General features: G+C 34.6%; 19 protein-coding genes. 3 read left to right on the forward strand and 16 right to left on the reverse strand.

Annotated features, from left to right (window positions below; genetic code table 11):
• Window positions 1–18: 18 nt before the first annotated feature.
• From BW731_RS05165 to BW731_RS05210, 10 genes are all read right to left on the reverse strand, one after another.
• Complete coding sequence (locus tag BW731_RS05165; RefSeq protein WP_079346342.1) at window positions 19–2,526, reverse strand: sigma 54-interacting transcriptional regulator; 2,508 nt, start codon at window positions 2,524–2,526, stop codon at window positions 19–21.
• 178 nt (window positions 2,527–2,704) lie between these two features.
• Complete coding sequence (locus BW731_RS05170; RefSeq protein WP_079346344.1) at window positions 2,705–3,529, reverse strand: PTS system mannose/fructose/sorbose family transporter subunit IID; 825 nt, start codon at window positions 3,527–3,529, stop codon at window positions 2,705–2,707.
• A complete protein-coding gene (locus BW731_RS05175) occupies window positions 3,526–4,335 on the reverse strand; it encodes a PTS mannose/fructose/sorbose/N-acetylgalactosamine transporter subunit IIC (RefSeq protein ID WP_079346346.1) in 810 nt (269 codons plus the stop codon). The genes BW731_RS05170 and BW731_RS05175 overlap by 4 nt, the downstream gene beginning before the upstream one ends.
• A 12-nt stretch (window positions 4,336–4,347) precedes the next feature.
• On the reverse strand, window positions 4,348–4,845 hold the full coding sequence (locus BW731_RS05180) for a PTS system mannose/fructose/N-acetylgalactosamine-transporter subunit IIB (protein ID WP_079346348.1): 498 nt from the start codon (window positions 4,843–4,845) through the stop codon (window positions 4,348–4,350).
• A gap of 11 nt (window positions 4,846–4,856) precedes the next feature.
• Window positions 4,857–5,273 carry a PTS sugar transporter subunit IIA gene (locus BW731_RS05185; RefSeq protein ID WP_079346350.1) on the reverse strand — a complete coding sequence of 139 codons (417 nt, stop codon included), beginning with the start codon at window positions 5,271–5,273 and terminating at the stop codon, window positions 4,857–4,859.
• A 188-nt stretch (window positions 5,274–5,461) separates the two neighbouring features.
• The gene (locus BW731_RS05190) at window positions 5,462–6,427 is read right to left on the reverse strand and encodes a tRNA dihydrouridine synthase (protein WP_079346352.1); all 966 of its coding nucleotides are present in this window, start codon (window positions 6,425–6,427) and stop codon (window positions 5,462–5,464) included.
• Between the two features lie 134 nt (window positions 6,428–6,561).
• The gene (locus BW731_RS05195; protein WP_079346354.1) at window positions 6,562–6,816 is read right to left on the reverse strand and encodes a hypothetical protein; all 255 of its coding nucleotides are present in this window, start codon (window positions 6,814–6,816) and stop codon (window positions 6,562–6,564) included.
• Window positions 6,817–6,981: 165 nt separating this feature from the next.
• Complete coding sequence (locus tag BW731_RS05200; protein WP_079346356.1) at window positions 6,982–8,094, reverse strand: alpha-hydroxy-acid oxidizing protein; 1,113 nt, start codon at window positions 8,092–8,094, stop codon at window positions 6,982–6,984.
• Between the two features lie 53 nt (window positions 8,095–8,147).
• Complete coding sequence (locus BW731_RS05205) at window positions 8,148–8,855, reverse strand: LrgB family protein (protein ID WP_079346358.1); 708 nt, start codon at window positions 8,853–8,855, stop codon at window positions 8,148–8,150.
• A complete protein-coding gene (locus tag BW731_RS05210; RefSeq protein WP_079346359.1) occupies window positions 8,845–9,258 on the reverse strand; it encodes a CidA/LrgA family protein in 414 nt (137 codons plus the stop codon). Before BW731_RS05210 ends, BW731_RS05205 begins: the two co-directional genes overlap by 11 nt.
• A 173-nt stretch (window positions 9,259–9,431) precedes the next feature.
• On the opposite strand from BW731_RS05210, the gene BW731_RS05215 reads away from it, so the two are divergent.
• Both BW731_RS05215 and BW731_RS05220 read left to right on the forward strand, forming a co-directional pair.
• The gene (locus BW731_RS05215) at window positions 9,432–10,337 is read left to right on the forward strand and encodes a LysR family transcriptional regulator (protein WP_079346361.1); all 906 of its coding nucleotides are present in this window, start codon (window positions 9,432–9,434) and stop codon (window positions 10,335–10,337) included.
• An 83-nt stretch (window positions 10,338–10,420) separates the two neighbouring features.
• Window positions 10,421–10,735: a hypothetical protein gene (locus BW731_RS05220; protein ID WP_079346363.1), complete on the forward strand. Its 315-nt coding sequence runs from the start codon at window positions 10,421–10,423 to the stop codon at window positions 10,733–10,735.
• Between the two features lie 76 nt (window positions 10,736–10,811).
• On the opposite strand, the gene BW731_RS05225 is transcribed toward BW731_RS05220, so the two are convergent.
• On the reverse strand, window positions 10,812–11,309 hold the full coding sequence (locus BW731_RS05225; RefSeq protein ID WP_079346365.1) for a GNAT family N-acetyltransferase: 498 nt from the start codon (window positions 11,307–11,309) through the stop codon (window positions 10,812–10,814).
• Window positions 11,310–11,379: 70 nt separating this feature from the next.
• Window positions 11,380–12,309, reverse strand: coding sequence for a LysR family transcriptional regulator (locus BW731_RS05230; protein WP_079346367.1), 930 nt, complete (start codon window positions 12,307–12,309; stop codon window positions 11,380–11,382).
• A gap of 117 nt (window positions 12,310–12,426) precedes the next feature.
• Here BW731_RS05230 and BW731_RS05235 point away from each other — a divergent pair, with 117 nt between their 5' ends.
• Entirely contained in the window at window positions 12,427–13,599 is a 1,173-nt protein-coding gene (locus BW731_RS05235) for a cobalamin-independent methionine synthase II family protein (protein WP_079346369.1), read from the forward strand.
• A 52-nt stretch (window positions 13,600–13,651) separates the two neighbouring features.
• On the opposite strand, the gene BW731_RS05240 is transcribed toward BW731_RS05235, so the two are convergent.
• From BW731_RS05240 to BW731_RS05255, 4 genes are read right to left on the reverse strand one after another with little or no spacing between them, the layout of a single operon-like run.
• Entirely contained in the window at window positions 13,652–14,269 is a 618-nt protein-coding gene (locus BW731_RS05240; RefSeq protein WP_079346371.1) for an alpha/beta hydrolase, read from the reverse strand.
• 14 nt (window positions 14,270–14,283) lie between these two features.
• Window positions 14,284–14,892 (reverse strand): flavin reductase family protein, encoded by a 609-nt coding sequence (locus BW731_RS05245; protein ID WP_079346373.1) that lies wholly within the window; start codon window positions 14,890–14,892, stop codon window positions 14,284–14,286.
• 11 nt (window positions 14,893–14,903) lie between these two features.
• Window positions 14,904–15,791 carry a VOC family protein gene (locus tag BW731_RS05250; RefSeq protein ID WP_079346375.1) on the reverse strand — a complete coding sequence of 296 codons (888 nt, stop codon included), beginning with the start codon at window positions 15,789–15,791 and terminating at the stop codon, window positions 14,904–14,906.
• A gap of 12 nt (window positions 15,792–15,803) precedes the next feature.
• Window positions 15,804–16,763, reverse strand: a complete 960-nt coding sequence (locus BW731_RS05255) for a ring-cleaving dioxygenase (protein WP_079346377.1) — start codon at window positions 16,761–16,763, stop codon at window positions 15,804–15,806.
• Window positions 16,764–16,765: the final 2 nt, after the last annotated feature.

A 16,765-nucleotide genomic window follows, 5' to 3' on the forward strand; every position in this document is an offset into this window, starting at 1 on the left:
ACTCTATTTATTTAATAATTAACTCGCAATAATTTCATGTAAGACATATAATTCCCAATCAGAAATACTAATACGATAAAAATCCTCAATAGATGACAATAAATCTTTAATATTTGAGTAGAAATAATTATCATTGACCTTTAATAACGACAAATCCGTTGGCACAGGATAATCAACTGACCCTAAAATCGTACGTTCAATCATCAATGCTAAATGCATCGTTAGATTAAATTTTACTTTTACATTAAACTTTATGCCAAATCGACGTTCACATTTTTCAATAATCATTTCAACTTGTTTGATAATGATTTCCGGATTTAAGAAATTTAATTTTTCAGATAGACCTTCTTTTGAGAAGAAATAAATACATTTATTAGTCAAATCAGTCATGTATTTTTCGTGAATGGTATTACGAAACGTATATTTCATCGCTTGATGTTCGGTATCCTCATCTAAAATATCTAATAAATTAACAGAAGACACTGCTGTTTTATTGTCTAGATAAGACGTCGTCATAATGAGTTCTGTTGTATCAAGATAGCCCTTATCTGAGTTTTCACGGTCTAAAATATCGAGCAATTCATTAAAATGCATCACAATGATTTTTATTTCTGGATTAATAAACGGTTCAAATAATTTCTTCAATTTTTTGGCAATATCATAACCCAAAATACTTGAAATAATGACATTGCGATCATTTGAAAAGCCTTCAAAATACTGAATATCTGTGATAAATTTTTGTTTAATATTTTTGGTGATGTCATAAAATGTGTGATGATTCAGTAGTTGCTGGCCAATTTCCAGTGCAAATGAGGTCGTAAGATTATTAACAACCAATAATTCTCCCATAATCTCTGGTTTTAAACTCTTATAAAAATGAACCAATGATCCCATATCTACCAACATAATGACCCCTTCAGAAGTATCTCGCTCAGAAAGCCACGATTTCACTTCTAATACAATGTCTTTAATAGAGGCATCAAGTGGCATGTTAATCGCATCAAACACATAATTGCCACATAATTGATTGGACACCGCTTGAATACTACTTGCAGTTGTATCGCCATGAGCAACAAGTAAGGCATGATAAGCAATTTCTTCTTTTATAGCTCCTATTAAAAATAGACTCAACAAAAAACGTGCTTCTTCTTTGTATTCAACTGGTAATGTAGACGTAATTTTTTTAGCAAAAAGTGCCGTACGTGGATAGTCCATACTAATCATTTGTTTTATTGGTTGATGATCAAACTTGATACAATCTTTTAGTAATAGGTATGTAGTTAGTTTTTCAAGATAAGGTGTCACACTATCTACTTTACCCATTATTTGTTTAGTATTAGCAAGTATTTTTTCTCTAATTTGTTTTAAAACATAGGTTTCTCCACCAAAATCATCTTTGGATAGCGGAAAACCCAGTAGCGTTTCTCGTAACTCCAATACATCACTCGTAGAATGAAGTAGCACATTTAGTTTTTCTAGCATCTCTTTTGACACATCCACTAGTTGATTAAGTGGTTCATCATAAATCACTTTCACCACATCATCGTGATTATCACCTATATAAAGTACGTCTTTATCCTCTTGATAATGAAGTGCATCAGCACAATATAACTTGACCTTGTTGGCTAATTGCCCAATATTTCCTGACATTTTTTCATGTAAAAAACGATCAAAAATCAAACGATCAATCATCATGTCCTTTTTCAACAGTTTCGCTTCTTTTAAAAACAAGACTCTTAAAATCGTCTCTCGCTCTTGTAATGGCCGTAGATGATAATCTGCTAACTCCAATACAGCTGAGATACGACGTAAAAAGGTTGGTAACAACACCTCTTTAGGGTCTTCTGTTGTCGCAAAAATCAAGCGAACGTTAGCTGTTTCTACTTTATCTTCCTCCCCAATTAAGCGAAACTGACCTGAATCCATAAACTGAAATAGTTTTTCTTGATTTTCATATGACAAACGATGGACTTCATCTAAAAATAAAATACCGTTGTCTGCTTTACTAAGTAACCCTTTTTTATCTTTGTCAGCACCTGTATAAGCCCCTTTTTTATGACCAAATAATGTTGAAGACAACAATTCAGGATTATTCGCGTAATCCGCACAGTTAAATACCACGATATTATCTGAGCAATTCGCCTGTTGTTGATTAAGGTAATCAAAAATCAAGTGTGCTAAATAAGTTTTCCCTACCCCACTATTTCCATGAATTAAAACAGGTAGTCCTTTTGGTGGATAGGACATCGCAGCTTTACAGGTTTTTATCATAGATTTGGCACTGCCTTTACTACCGATAAACTGTTCAAACACATCTTGTGACGTATGGTACTCGTGACTAGTTAGTCGCCAAACAATGGGATATGTTTCACTTTTAATAACCTCTTTATCTTTGGCTAACTCATTTAAATATAAACTCGTGACTGAGCGACTTAACCCAATTTTTTTAGCTAATTCAGTTGTCGTAATCCCAACTTGTTCTTCCCCTATACCTTGAAGCAAATGTCTTCTAGTCGACTCCTTCATTCTACCAATCCCCCTACATACTAAAAAACGCATGGCACGTATTGCCCATGCGTTTCACTCTTACATACCAATAATATAACGACACATAGTTACTTTTCTTGTTAAATTTTAGCATAGTTTACCTGATTAATGTGTCATGATTTATTACCAAAACCCTATGTATTGTGTAATAAATTGATTAACAAATACCCAGTAAGCCTAAAATAATCCCAAGAATCATGATACCAAACATCACAACATTGATATTTACTTTTTTACGTAATAACCAGAACGTAATCAATGTCACAGTTAGTGGTACAATCCCTACAAATAATTGATCTAAGTAATCTTGAATTTTAATTGGATCAGAGCCACTGACTGTTACTTCTAAAATCGTTTTGAATTTTACAGTTGAAGCAGTCATACTTCCCATCATCAGTAATCCAACCATACTAGATGCTTTAGTCAGTATTTTCATACCGCCACTTTCATATAGTTTTTGAATGAAATTGGCCCCAACAGAATAACCTGTATAAAGAGCATAATAATGAATAATAAAAGCTGGAATATTGTAAAGTGCTAAGAAAACGATGGCTCCCATAACTGATCCGGTACTGGCGATTGAAATACCGATACTAGCTGCAATAACACGTAAAATCCCCCAGAAGAATGAATCCCCAATACCTGATAAAGGTCCCATCAATGATGCTTTAACTGCGGTGATGGAGCTTGCATCAAAATTCTCATCTTCACTATTTTGTTTTTCCATTGAGGTAACAAGCCCCATAATAAAGTTATTAATATGCATAGTAGCATTAAACCACGTTGTATGACGGACAATCGCATCTGCTCGTTCTTCCTCTGTTTTGTAATAACGATTGATGACTGGAAGTAACGTATAGATAACGCCTAACGCATGGTATTGTGTCGCTCCTGTACGACTGGCATTCATTGTCCATGAACGCCAAAAGACTGAGCGCATCATTTTTTTATCTTCAACTGACATATCTTGTTTTAGTTTCATGCGAAAAAGTCCTCCTCTTCTTCTTCTTTACTCATTTCACCACTTGCAACTTTCCCTTGTGTAGTTGGTAAATTCATCATTTGAACATCACGTTGAACCATCATCACACAAATCACAATCCCAACAGCCGCCACTGCAACAGCCGGTAATTTCAAGTAAGCTGTTAAAATAAAGCCTAATAAGTAAAATACCGCTAATTTATTATCCCAAAGTAATTTCATCAACATTGCAAACCCAACAGCTGGTAATAAGCCACCTGCTGCACTCAATCCATTCATCACATTTTGTGGAATGTTATTTACCATAACGGCAACAGGTTCACTTCCAAGTAACACCCCAACAAATGAAATCGCGGCAATAATAAAGTAATAAAAAATCCATGTCCCATAATGTAGTGCCACAATTTTTCGTTGGTTATTTTCACGTGCAACACGATCTAACATGGGTGCAAAAATATTCATCAAGACATTTTTCAAAAACATCACGACAAACGCTGCTAACATCCCGATTGGAATCGCTAATGTAATCGCCGCTTTTTGCTCAACATTTGCAATAATCGCAAATGTTGTCGCAAGAGTTGTTGCTGTAACTGGTTCGGCAGAGATCACGCCACCAATATTCACATTTCCCATAAACACGGCCTCAAGTGCTGCTCCCATCAAGACACCTGTTTTTAAATCTCCCAGTAATAACCCTGTCACAAGCCCCACAACTAATGGGCGTTCCAACATACTTTGACCTGTTAAATAGTTACCAGCAAAACAGATAAACACACTAAGTCCTGCCATAAGTGCATGCATTAACATTTTTTATCCCCCTTAAACATTTTTCAATGCTTTTTTCAATTCTAATTTTGGATTAGTTGGTAAAACTTGATTGTAGCTATCCACACGTTCTAACTCTGACAATTCTTTGGCAGCCGTTAATTCATCTGGATTAAGTAACACACTTGGGAAAATCGTTGTTTTGTCTTTTGGATCAGACTTGTCAAAACGACCAGCATTGGCTACATTCACTGTTTCAACAGCATCAACGTGTTGTGCGATTTTATTCGCGTCAGACACACAATTTACAATGACAAACATGCGTTTATCTTTTCCACGAGGGTCATTAAATAACTCAATCGCATCATCCACTGAACGTACTAATAATTTCATGCCATTTGGTACGGCCATTTTTAATGTCATTTGCATCACTTGATTTTTTGCCGCCTCATCATTTGCTACAACTAAAAGTGGGGCATTTAGTTCTTTTGTCCATACAACAGCCACCTGTCCATGGATTAATCGGTCATCTACTCTAATTTGTGTAATCATTTTTTCTCCTCCTAAAAAATATCGTCCTCTTCTTCTATTGTGGTTGAAACCAGTTGAACCTGTGATTCTTGAATCGCTGCTAATATATCTTCTTTTGACAACATGCCAGTATTTTCATGAAACATAACGGATAAAATAATAGCTAAATTTGAATTTGATACCAACATGATGTTGTCTTTCCCTGATGTCATAATTTCTGCTGCAATTTTTTGATTCACACTTCCACCATATAAATCTGTGAATACAATCCCCTGACTATCTTCACTAACCCCTTGAATAAATTGTTGAACATTTGGTGTGTAATCATCATCCGTAACATAAGCATCTATTACTTGGACAGTGTCTCCACTACCTGTTAAGATGTTCAACGAGTTTTGCAAGCCACTAGCAAATTTGCCATGTGTTGCAATTAAATAACTTCTCTCCATTCTTTTCACCTCTTCACTTTTATATATGCAAGTATGATGCCAACTTTTCCAAAACCACAGAATGCGGTTACAAAAGGTTTTTAGGTAAATTATACTGTTTAAACACTTTTCTTTTTTTCTAAACAACTTAAACACTTAAAAAAGACACTGTTTCTTAAAGTTAAGAAACAATGTCTTTTAATGATTATTTAGTTATCTTTTTGAAAAAAGGCATCTAATAAGGCACGTACTTCATCTGTTGATTTGGTATTCATTAAACTAACACGTAAATCACTGGCTCCTGGAAAGCCTTTGACATAAATTTTAAAGAATCGATGCAAACCAACAATGGAACGTGGCACTTGTTTAGCATACTCATCTTGTAAGTCTAATTGAAGTCTCAATAGCCCTAATAAGTCTTCTGTTGAATGATTTTTAGGTTCTTTCTCAAAAGCATATGGATTTTTAAATATTCCTCTTCCTATCATGACACCATCCACACCATATTTTTCGACTAACTCAAGTCCCATCTGCCGATCAAGCACATCTCCATTAATAGTAATGAGTGTATTAGGTGCTATCTCATCTCTTAATGCCAATATTTCTGGAATTAATTCCCACTTAGCGGGTACTTTACTCATTTCATCTCGAGTTCTTAAATGAATCGACAAGTTCGCTATATCTTGTTTTAAAATATGTGTCAGCCAATCTATCATCTCATCTTGTGAGTGATACCCAATACGTGTTTTCACACTGACTGGTAGCCCACCTTCTTTTGCTGCGGCGATTAATTCGGCCGCCACGTCAGGACGTAATATTAAGCCACTACCTTTCCCACGTGTTGCAACATTAGGGACAGGACATCCCATATTAATATCTATGCCTTTGAATCCCATCTCTTTTAATTCTGTACTCATCTGTCTAAAGTACTCAGGATTATCTCCCCAGATATGTGCCACGATAGGTTGCTCGTCTTCTTCAAAGACCAATCTTCCTTGAACGCTTTCTTTACCATCGGGATGACAAAAACTATCCGAGTTAGTAAATTCGGTAAAAAACACATCAGGTGCACCCGCTTCTTTAACCACATGACGAAATACCACATCCGTCACGTCTTCCATTGGTGCTAAAATAAAAAATGGCTTCGGTAATTCTTGCCAAAAGTTGGTTGTCATATAAGTTTCTCCGTTCTAAATCCTTTTACTAAGTCACTTGGTATTATACTAATAATGACAAAAAGACGCAAAGGCTATAGTCTCAAACTATAACAAAAAACAGACAACTCAAAAATGAGTTATCTGCCTTTATCTTATAAACCGTATTTTTCAAATTCTTTTTCGATTTTTTCTAAATCTTTTTCATCATACTTCTCATATTTTTTAATATCATGCAAGATATGTTTAATATTATGTAGTGCTTTTGACTCATAGTACCATTTTTTTACACTATGTTTTTTAGGGTCAGTTTCGACTTGATCTAATTTATCTAAATTAGCATCTAATTCATTTAAAACTTTCACAACATCATCAATTACTTTGTCTTCTTTTTTTTCATAATTTGTCATTTTGAAAACACCCCTTTAATAAGTATAAGTTAAGTATAGTCCTATTATATTAGAAAACAAACTGATAACACTTATGCATATATCATTTTAGTAGATTGCTTTGTCTAATAAACACTTACTTCAATATAAGCGATGATTAAATAAAGGTAATATAACAAAATAGGTTTATTTTTTCATATCGAATAATCGAGCGTGTTTTACGTCTTCGATTGTTTGTGTTCCTGCTAATTGCATAACACGTTTTAAATCTGTTTCAAAGTATTCTAAGACAGATTTAACACCTTTCCATCCACCTAAAGCAAGTCCGAATAATACTGGACGACCTAAAGCAATAATATCTGCTCCACTTGCTAGTGCTTTAAAGATGTGCTCTCCACGACGAACACCACTATCAAATACGATTGGCACACGACCTGCTACAGCTTCAGAGATTTCAGCTAACACTTCAAACGATCCTGGTGCATTATCTAACTGACGTCCACCGTGATTTGATACCCAGATACCAGCTGCTCCAGCACCAATTGCTAATACAGCATCTTCAGGCGTTTGTACTCCTTTAACAAATACTGGTAAACCAGAATATTCAGCAATAAATTTTACGTCAGCTGGTTCAATTTTTTGTTTAGATTGAGCATAAATGTTATTTAATGACATGTTTTCTCCAGAACCTGTTAAGTAACGAGAAACAATTGGCATACCAAATGGGTAAACAAATTTATTTTCTAAATCACGTTCACGATTTCCACTTAGTGTTGCATCAGCTGTTAAAATAATCGCTGTCGCACCATCTGCTTTTGCTTCATCTAAGATGTTTTTATTCATTTCTTCATCTTTACTCATGTAGATTTGGAACCAACGTGGGTTACCATTTAAACCAGCATCGATTTCTTCAAATGTTGCACCAGAATAAGCACTGATAGACATAATTGTTCCACCAAATTCAGAGATTCCTTTAGCAGTTCCAGCTTCTTTTGTTGCGTGAGCTAATCCGTGAGCTGCAATTGGAGCCATAATAAACGGTACTTTTAAATCGTGTTCAAAGATTTTTGTTGATGTATCTGGGTGTTCAACGTTAGCTAATACACGAGGGAGTATACCTTTACTTAACCAAGCTTCGTCATTACGTTGTAGCGTAAATTCTTTTCCTGATCCACCTGATATATAGTCAAATCCACCTTTAGGAACGACTTTACTTGCTTCTTCTTCTAATCTATAAGTACTAATTACGTCAATTTCTTGTTCAATTGTTGGTGCATTGTATGTTTGTTGTTCTGTCATGTTATTTCATCCTTTTTGATTTTTTTGTTTTTAAAATTTATTCCCTAACTTAATTAAAATAAAAGATTGGTAATCGGTCCTGTAAATGGTACCAAGATGACAACTGTAATACCTGTTACCACGATTGATAAGCCGGACATAGCTCCTTGAACTTCGCCCAGTTCAATCGCTTTTGCTGTTCCCATAGCATGAGATGAACTTCCTAATGCGACACCTTGAGCCACTGGATCTGTGATGTTAAACAACTTAAAGACAGTTGGTCCAATCATCGCTCCAATAACGCCCGTAAAAACAACCACTGCAACAGTCAGTGATACAATCCCGCCAAGAGAGTCAGATACTCCTACTGCAATAGCCGTCGTAATTGATTTAGGAATTAATGTTGCTCCCATCTCTTGTTCAAACTTAAATAGCATACTGAAAGCATAAATCATAACGGTATGGAAAATCACACCACTAAATATTCCCGTTAATATAGCTGGGTAATATTTTTTCAAATACACAAAATTTTGTTCCAGCTTAATTGCTAACGCCACTGTTGCTGGGGTAACAAATAAACTTAAAAACTGCCCACCATTTTTATAGGTTTCAAGTGGTATATCTAAAAACACTAAAATTACTATTAGTACAACAATTGCAAATACTAACGGTGTAAATAATGGATTTTTCGGCCATTTTGCTTTTAGACGTGCTGCTAATAAATATAATCCAACAGTCATACTAATCCATAAAAATGGACTCTCTAATATATTAGACAACATCTACTTCTACCTCTATTTCTTCGATTATCACGGTATTTTGTGTTTCCGCTTCCACTTCTTTAGATTTAACTGCCTGAACAATTCGTCCAACAAACGCAATCATCAATGTTGTTGTCACCGCCATAATAACCAGTAATTGCCACCATGTATTAGCTAATACACCGAAGTTTGCCATAAGTCCAACGCCTGCTGGGACAAAGAATATTCCCATGTTATTAGTTAACCATGTTCCCACTTCATCAACTTGGTCCATCCTGACCCACTTAAAGTGAAGAGCACAGAAGAATAGCACCATACCAATCACACTTCCTGGAATTGCAATAAATGTAGATAATAGTGCAGAGACTATTTCACCTAATAAAGAAAATAAAAAAATCCAGAAAAGTTGTTTGATTTGTTTCATAAAAATCAACTCTCTTTCGTTTTGTAAACGTTTTAGTGACATAAATATATCATGAGACAGATTCTTTGAATAATACTATTTCCTTATGATATTATAAATGCTGCTTATGTAAATAGCTTTTATATACATTTTGCTTATGAGTGTTTTTTCACAATATTTTAGAGGAGCTCACCATGAATTTAAAAGATCTAGCATACTTTCACCATCTTGCACAAACGCTTAGTTTTACTGCTACTGCCGATTATTTTTACATATCCCAACCTTCCATTTCTATGGCTATAAAACGGCTAGAAAACGAACTAGATACCGTTCTAATTGATAGAAAAAGAATTCACAAGAAGCTTAGTTTGACTGAAACCGGTGACATTTTATATCGTTATTCTCATCAAATTTTAAAGTCCGTTGAACAAGCGGAAGAGGAAATTCATGACTTTAAACATCAAATCGTCTACTTTGGTTTCTTACCAACTATTGGTGGCTATTTTATGTCCCATTTATTACCTCATTTGAATACATTTTCATCCTCAATGAAATTTATTGAAGAAGAAAGTTCGGATATTATGTTAAATCTAGTAAAAAGTGGTAAGGTTCCCATTGCAATCATTGGAAGTGACGAACCTGTATTTAACGACGCCTCTTTAATTCAAGTGCCATTAAAACAAGAAGATATGGCTTTATGGGTGTCAAAGAGTCACCCACTTGCTACTCAAAAAAAAATCTCCCCTACAGCTTGTAAGGAAGATGTCTTTATTTCATTAGAAAAAGGATACATGCATCACCGAATATTTGATGACTGGGTATTAGATCATCACTTAAAAAATATTCAAACAATTTACACTAAAGAAATACAGACTGCCCTATCCATTGCGAGTTCTACCAACATGATAGCCTTTTTAAGTGATATTTTAGTACGAGATCATCCAGGATTAGTTAAAGTTGAGATTGAACAACCACCGCAAATCTACATAAGTCTGATAGTAAACAAACACATTCATCAATCTAATACATTTCAGACAACATTTAATCAAAAAATTATTGATTTAGCACAAGAATTTAGCCAACCTTTTAACGTGGAATAAACTATTTATTTTATTAACAATAATTTCTAAATAATATATGAAACTAATTATTTTTTGGTATGATAATACGAGGAGCTGATATAATGAAAAAACAAGGAATTTTAAACATCGTCCTATTAATAGCATTGATTGCATTTGCTGGAGTAAGTGTCTATAAAGTAGAACAAAACAATAAAGATATTGCTCAAGCGCAAATTCAAATAAATGAATTAAAAGCGACAATAGATAAACAATCAAAAGAATTAAGTGATAAAGATACCACAATAAAAGATCTAAAAAGTGACGTCCAAACTGCTCAAGAAAAAATAAAAAAGCTAAATGAAACGAGCTCGTTTTCACAAACAGGTACTCAGGTTGGCGACACACAAAGCAATACGAGCACTTACAACCCATTCTAATAAAAATAATCGCATGGTGTTTTCTTAATATAGGCACATCATGCGATTATTTTTATTAAGTCCACCATCTTATTTCTTACTGATTCGTCCAGCCTAATATATCTAAACTATATAGAGTGTCATCCATAGTCGCAATATGAGGCAAATGAGCCCATCTCTTAAATCCATTGGTTAGAAATAATCTCTGACTTGCTTTATTGTGAGAAAACACATAAGCCATTATAGTTGTGATGCCACAACGAGTCACTTGTGAAAATACCCAGTCTAAAGCTTGTTGACCCAATCGTTGACCTTGATGATCTTTATCAATATATAGGCTAATTTCAGCTGTTGCCTGAAATGCTGGTCTGCCGTAAAAATCTTCCAAGGCTACCCATCCCACGATACTTCCTTCTTTTTTTATCACCCAAATCGGACGGGTTGTTTGATTATATGACTCAAACCACTTAATTTTTGATTCAACCGTTACAACTTCAGTATCTGCTGTTGAAATTCGTGTTGGTATCGCTTGGTTATAAATCGCAATAATTTCAGGTAATTCATCGCGTGTAGCATATGAAAACGTGACAGTCATCTTAATTTTCCTCTTTTCCTTCCAATAATGAGTATTAGTCTAACATACCACTGTTTTATTCGCACGTTTTTTATAATAATTCATACACATCGAACCCAAAATGCCTTATGTGTTGTTTTAACAACTCAATATAGGTTTGCGCCACTTGACTTATTTCAATTTTTTTATGGCGTAAATATCCTAACGTCATCGTTTCATCCACATCAAGTGGAATTGCCACAATCTTCTCATCATTTAGCTCACTACTAATAATCCCTGAGCTAATCGTATAACCATTTAATCCAATCATTAAATTAAAAATCGTTGCCCGGTCACTAATTTGAATATGCTTTTTATGTGGTAATGTACTTAAAATCTCTTCTGAAAAATAAAATGAATTGGTATCTCCCTGTTCATAAGATAAATAAGGATAACCTGCCAAATCATCAAGTGTTAGGCGTGTTTTTTTCGTCAAAGGATTATCTCGTCCGACAAACACATGTGGTTGAGCATCAAAAAGTGGCACAAACATCAAATCTTTTTCTGAAATCAATCGCTTTAACACGGTTTTATTAAAGTCATTCAAATAAATCACACCTAACTCACTACGAAATGTCTGCACATCATTTAGCGTATTTTCCGTAATGGTCTCTCGCAAAGTAAAGTGATATTCATCTTTACCGACTTCTTTTACCAATTCGACAAAGGCGTGTACGACAAAGGCATAATGTTGTGCAGACACACTAAATGTTCTCTTACGGGCTGTATCTTGTTTAAACCGTCCATTCAACAAATTCACTTGGTCAAGCACCATACGAGAATAATTCATAAACTCTCGCCCTTCACTTGTGAGCGTGATCCCTACTTTACTTCGATAAAATAATTGGATATTATACTCTTTTTCTAACTCTTTCATGGCTTGTGATAAACTAGGTTGACTGATAAACAACTGTTTGGCAGCTTCATTAATAGAACCTGTTTCCGCTATTTTTTCTAAATATTCTAACTGTTGGATGCGCATAGTGACCTCCTTACGTTATAGTTTTTACCTATTATATCACTAAATTATTCTGTATTATCTATTTTTCTTTAATCTTGCTACAATACCTTCAACACTTAAAAAACGGAGGGATTATTTATGACACGATCAAAATTTCAATTAGTTGGATCATTACTTAGACCGAAAAATTTATTAGAGTATAAAGAACAAATCGAAGCACGTGACGATATCACCTATCCTTTTTATGATGACTTTGCTGGTTATCAAGAAGTGGAAACAAACGCCATTAAAGAAGTCGTAAAAGAGCAGATTGAACATGGGATTGATATTGTGACTGATGGGGAGTTTTCAAAAGCATTATGGCATCTTGATTTCTTATGGGGATTAGATGGTGTCGAACGGTTTATCACAGATCACGGTTATGCGTTTAAAGATCATGATGGCACTCATTTTGAAACACGTAAAGATATCGGGATTCGTATCACTGCTCCTTTAAGCGGTAAAAACCATCACTTCCTTAAAATTTTTAAAGAAGTAAAAGAAGACGCTGGTAACACTCAAGCAAAATTAACCGTATGGGGAGCAGCCCATGCTTTTACTGAATTAACAGTATTTAATGGCCTTTACGGTAACGGACAAGTGTATAAAACACAAGATGATTTGAAAAAAGGCTTAATTAAAGCCTACAAAGAATTTCTAACTGAATTTAAAGAAATTGGTGGCGAAATCGTCCAATTTGATGATTGTTTATGGACACTATTTTCTTCAGATAACCAAGATAGTTTCTTCGCTGAAGGAAATGAGAGTTTAGAAGATTTAGCTGATACATTTATCGCCATTAACAATGAAGTGGCTGACTTTGGGCATTCATTAGGACTGAAAGTTTGGACACATAACTGTCGCGGTAATTATCAAAGTCGTCATGCTGCTGGTGGAAGTTATCAAACCATTGCGAAAAAATTCTTAGGAGAACAACATTATGATCGCTTCTTCTTAGAGTGGGATGACGAACGTGCAGGTGATATCTCAGCCTTAGAAGTTTTAAAAAATAAGCCACATGTAGAAGTGGTATTAGGTTTACTATCAAGTAAAACAGCTACTTTAGATGATGAAACAAGAATCTATCAATTACTCGAAAAAGCGAGTCAAATTTTACCTAAAGAAAGATTACTACTATCTCATCAATGTGGATTTGCGTCATGTGATTGTGGAAATGAATTAACCCAAGCACAACAATGGGCAAAAATTGACCAAGGACAAAAAATCGCTAAAAACTTCTGGACTGATGATTATGTGAATCAATATAATTAGAATAAAACAATCCACTATATTAATCCTTCACCACCATAAAAACGAGCAATGATTATTCATGCTCGTTTTGTTTTATTATTCGATGCAACCATTTTTTGGCTTTTTCAACTTCTAAATAGGTCAATTGGTGCGTTAGTGTCCACTCTGATAGGATATTCGCATGAAATCTTTGAAATAAAGTCAGAACTCGTTGACTTTCCTCAATAGGAACAATACTATCTTGTGTTCCTAATGTGACAAATAATTCTGTTTGACTTAAATCATGATCCTCTAAAACATTTATTGGGTACATAGGATGAAATAATACTGCTCTTTGATACTTATCAGGGTAGTTCAGCAATAACTTAATAGCGATATTTGCACCATTAGAATAACCAACTAAGACAATCTCTTGATGACTTAACTGACTCTTTTGCAAAAGCTCACTAATAAACCTATGTAAGTCGTTTGCACGCATTTCTAAATCTACTTCATCATAAACACCGTCACTTACTCGACTAAAAAAGCGAGACTGATCTTGTTCCAATACTTCTCCTCTAATACCTATTAATGTCGCATCTGACATTAAGTCTTTACCAACATCCAATAAAGATGATTCATTTCCACCTGTTCCGTGTAATAGTATTAAAACCGGCTGTTCCTTACCGCCATATTTAATCGTATAATTCATCGTATTTATCCCCCTTAAACCGGTCGTTCAATTGTGATGACCTCTCCTATTTTGGCATAATCACTTCCTGCAAGACGACTCATTGGATGTAACTTTTTAAAATCAATTCTACCATGATCGTATAATGTATCATCAATATGATAATAATTAATTGATAATAACAATAAATCAGCTGTCACTTGATGGTCATCTTTTATTTCAATATGTTGATACAACGTCACTTCCATCTTGATTTGAAGCTCTGACAACATTGGTACTGATATACTTTTAGCTTGATTTAATGTAAAATTCGTCAAACTCAACTCGCTCTCATCTGAGCTACAACGAGTAGCAGTTTGATTAATATCTTTGATATAAGACTCTTCAGCTATATGTACCACAGCTTCCTTACTTGTCACAATATGATGTGCTGTATCTTTCATCTGACCATTTTGTCGTTGAATTGATAACGAAATAATCGGTGGATTAGAGGTTACAATACTAAAATAACTAAATGGTGCAATGTTTAGTGTCCCATCCTTCGCTAGACTCGTAACAACTGCGACTGGTCTAGGAATGATTGAGCCAATTAGCATTTTATAATTTTCTCGTTCACTCATGGTGTCTGGATTTAGTGATAACATCTCTTTTCCTCCTATCGAAGTGGTAATAGACTTTTCTCTAATTGTGATCGCATATGCTCATATTGTGGCGGTAACATTAGCTTTTCACCTAGATGGTCTAAAGACTCATTAATGGTAAACCCTGGTTTATCCGTTGCTAATTCAAACACGATATTTCCTTTTTCAATAAAATAAATGGCTTTAAAATACTGTCTATCTTTTATCTCTGTTACCTGATATTTTTCTTCATATAAATAATCTTGCCATATGCGATGTGTCTCATCATCCGGAACTGACCAGGCAATATGGTGGACAGTACCTACTCCAAAACGTCCGCGTGGCAATCTTTCTTTTGGAATAACAATATGATGTTTTTCTTTACCTATTGTTTCAGCATGATAGGCATCACTATCTTCGGATACTACACTCAACCCTAAATCATCTCTTAATGTTTGCATCGTATCTTTAGGTTGACTAGATAACAATACTGCGCCATGAAATCCCATAATTTGGTATCCGTTCATTTCTTCACCTTCTACCAAAGCTATATCTAAACCATGAGAGTCATTAAATAATAGTGTCGTTTTTCCAAATAATTGACTTATCTCAAAGGAGACATTAAAAGAAGTAAGACGTTCATTCCAATAAGCGAGACTACCTTTAGGAACTCGAAACGCAATGCGACCAACTTGTCCACTACCAACACGCCCTCGACTGGTTGTATTCCATGGGAAAAAAGTTATGATAGTCCCCAGTTCAGCTTGTTCATTACCAAAATATAAATGGTACGTTTGTGGGTCATCAAAATTAACTGTTTGTTTAACCAGTCTAAGTCCCAATATCGTTTCGTAAAATCTCACATTTTCTTTAGTATTTCCAACAATAGCTGAAATATGATGTATTCTATTTATAGATTCCATATCTAAACACCTCTATCTTTTTGTATTAAATGGTTTGATAACACTTTCTATATATTCACGTTTTTTTTCTAAAAATGGTGGTAGTGATAACGCTTCTCCTAATGTTTCATAAGGCTCATCTTCCATAAATCCAGGTTCGTCTGTTGCAAGCTCTATTAAAATATGCCCTACTCTGACATAAAGTGATTCAAAATAAAAACGATTCACATAACCCGAATTAGGTAATCCTAGCTGATCAAATAACTCTTTCCATACTTGTAAAGACGCACGATGTTTCAAACGAAAGGCCAAATGATGCACTTCTCCGTATCCTTGTCTAGCATCAGGTAATTGAGTGTCTTCGACTAAAATAATCCGTGTCCCATTGCCCCCTTCACCAACTTCCATCAAATATCGATTTCCCTCATGAGTAATTTCTTTAAACGAAAAAATTGTTTCCATCAATGATTTAAACTCTTTAAAGTAACTAACTGTTATCTCTGTTGTCCCTAAACCATATATGGCATATTCTTCAGGTACTGGACCATTTTTCCAAGCAGTTCCAGCCGCTACGCCATAATTATTTTCATCTGATATTAATTGATAACGCTGACCATCCTCATCTCTAAATGACAATACTTTTACACCAAATTCTTCTAAAATATCATCATGATCTACATTAAATTCATAAAATCGTTCTTTATAGTATTCTAGTGCGGCATCAGTAGGAACTCTAAACCCTATACGCGTGATAGCATTAGTACCTCTTATACCTTTTGGATTATTAGGAAAGTCAAAAAACGTCATCGTGGTACCTGGTGTCCCATAATCATCTGCAAAATAAGTATGGTAAGTATAGATATCATCTTGATTAACCGTCTTTTTAACTAGTCTCATACCTAATATATTAGTGAAAAAGTCATAATTTTTTTTAGCATCACTTGTCATTGCTGTTATGTGGTGAATGCCTAATAATTTATCTTGTTCATTCATTT

This window comes from Vagococcus martis (assembly GCF_002026305.1).
GTDB classification, from domain to species: Bacteria; Bacillota; Bacilli; order Lactobacillales; family Vagococcaceae; genus Vagococcus; species Vagococcus martis.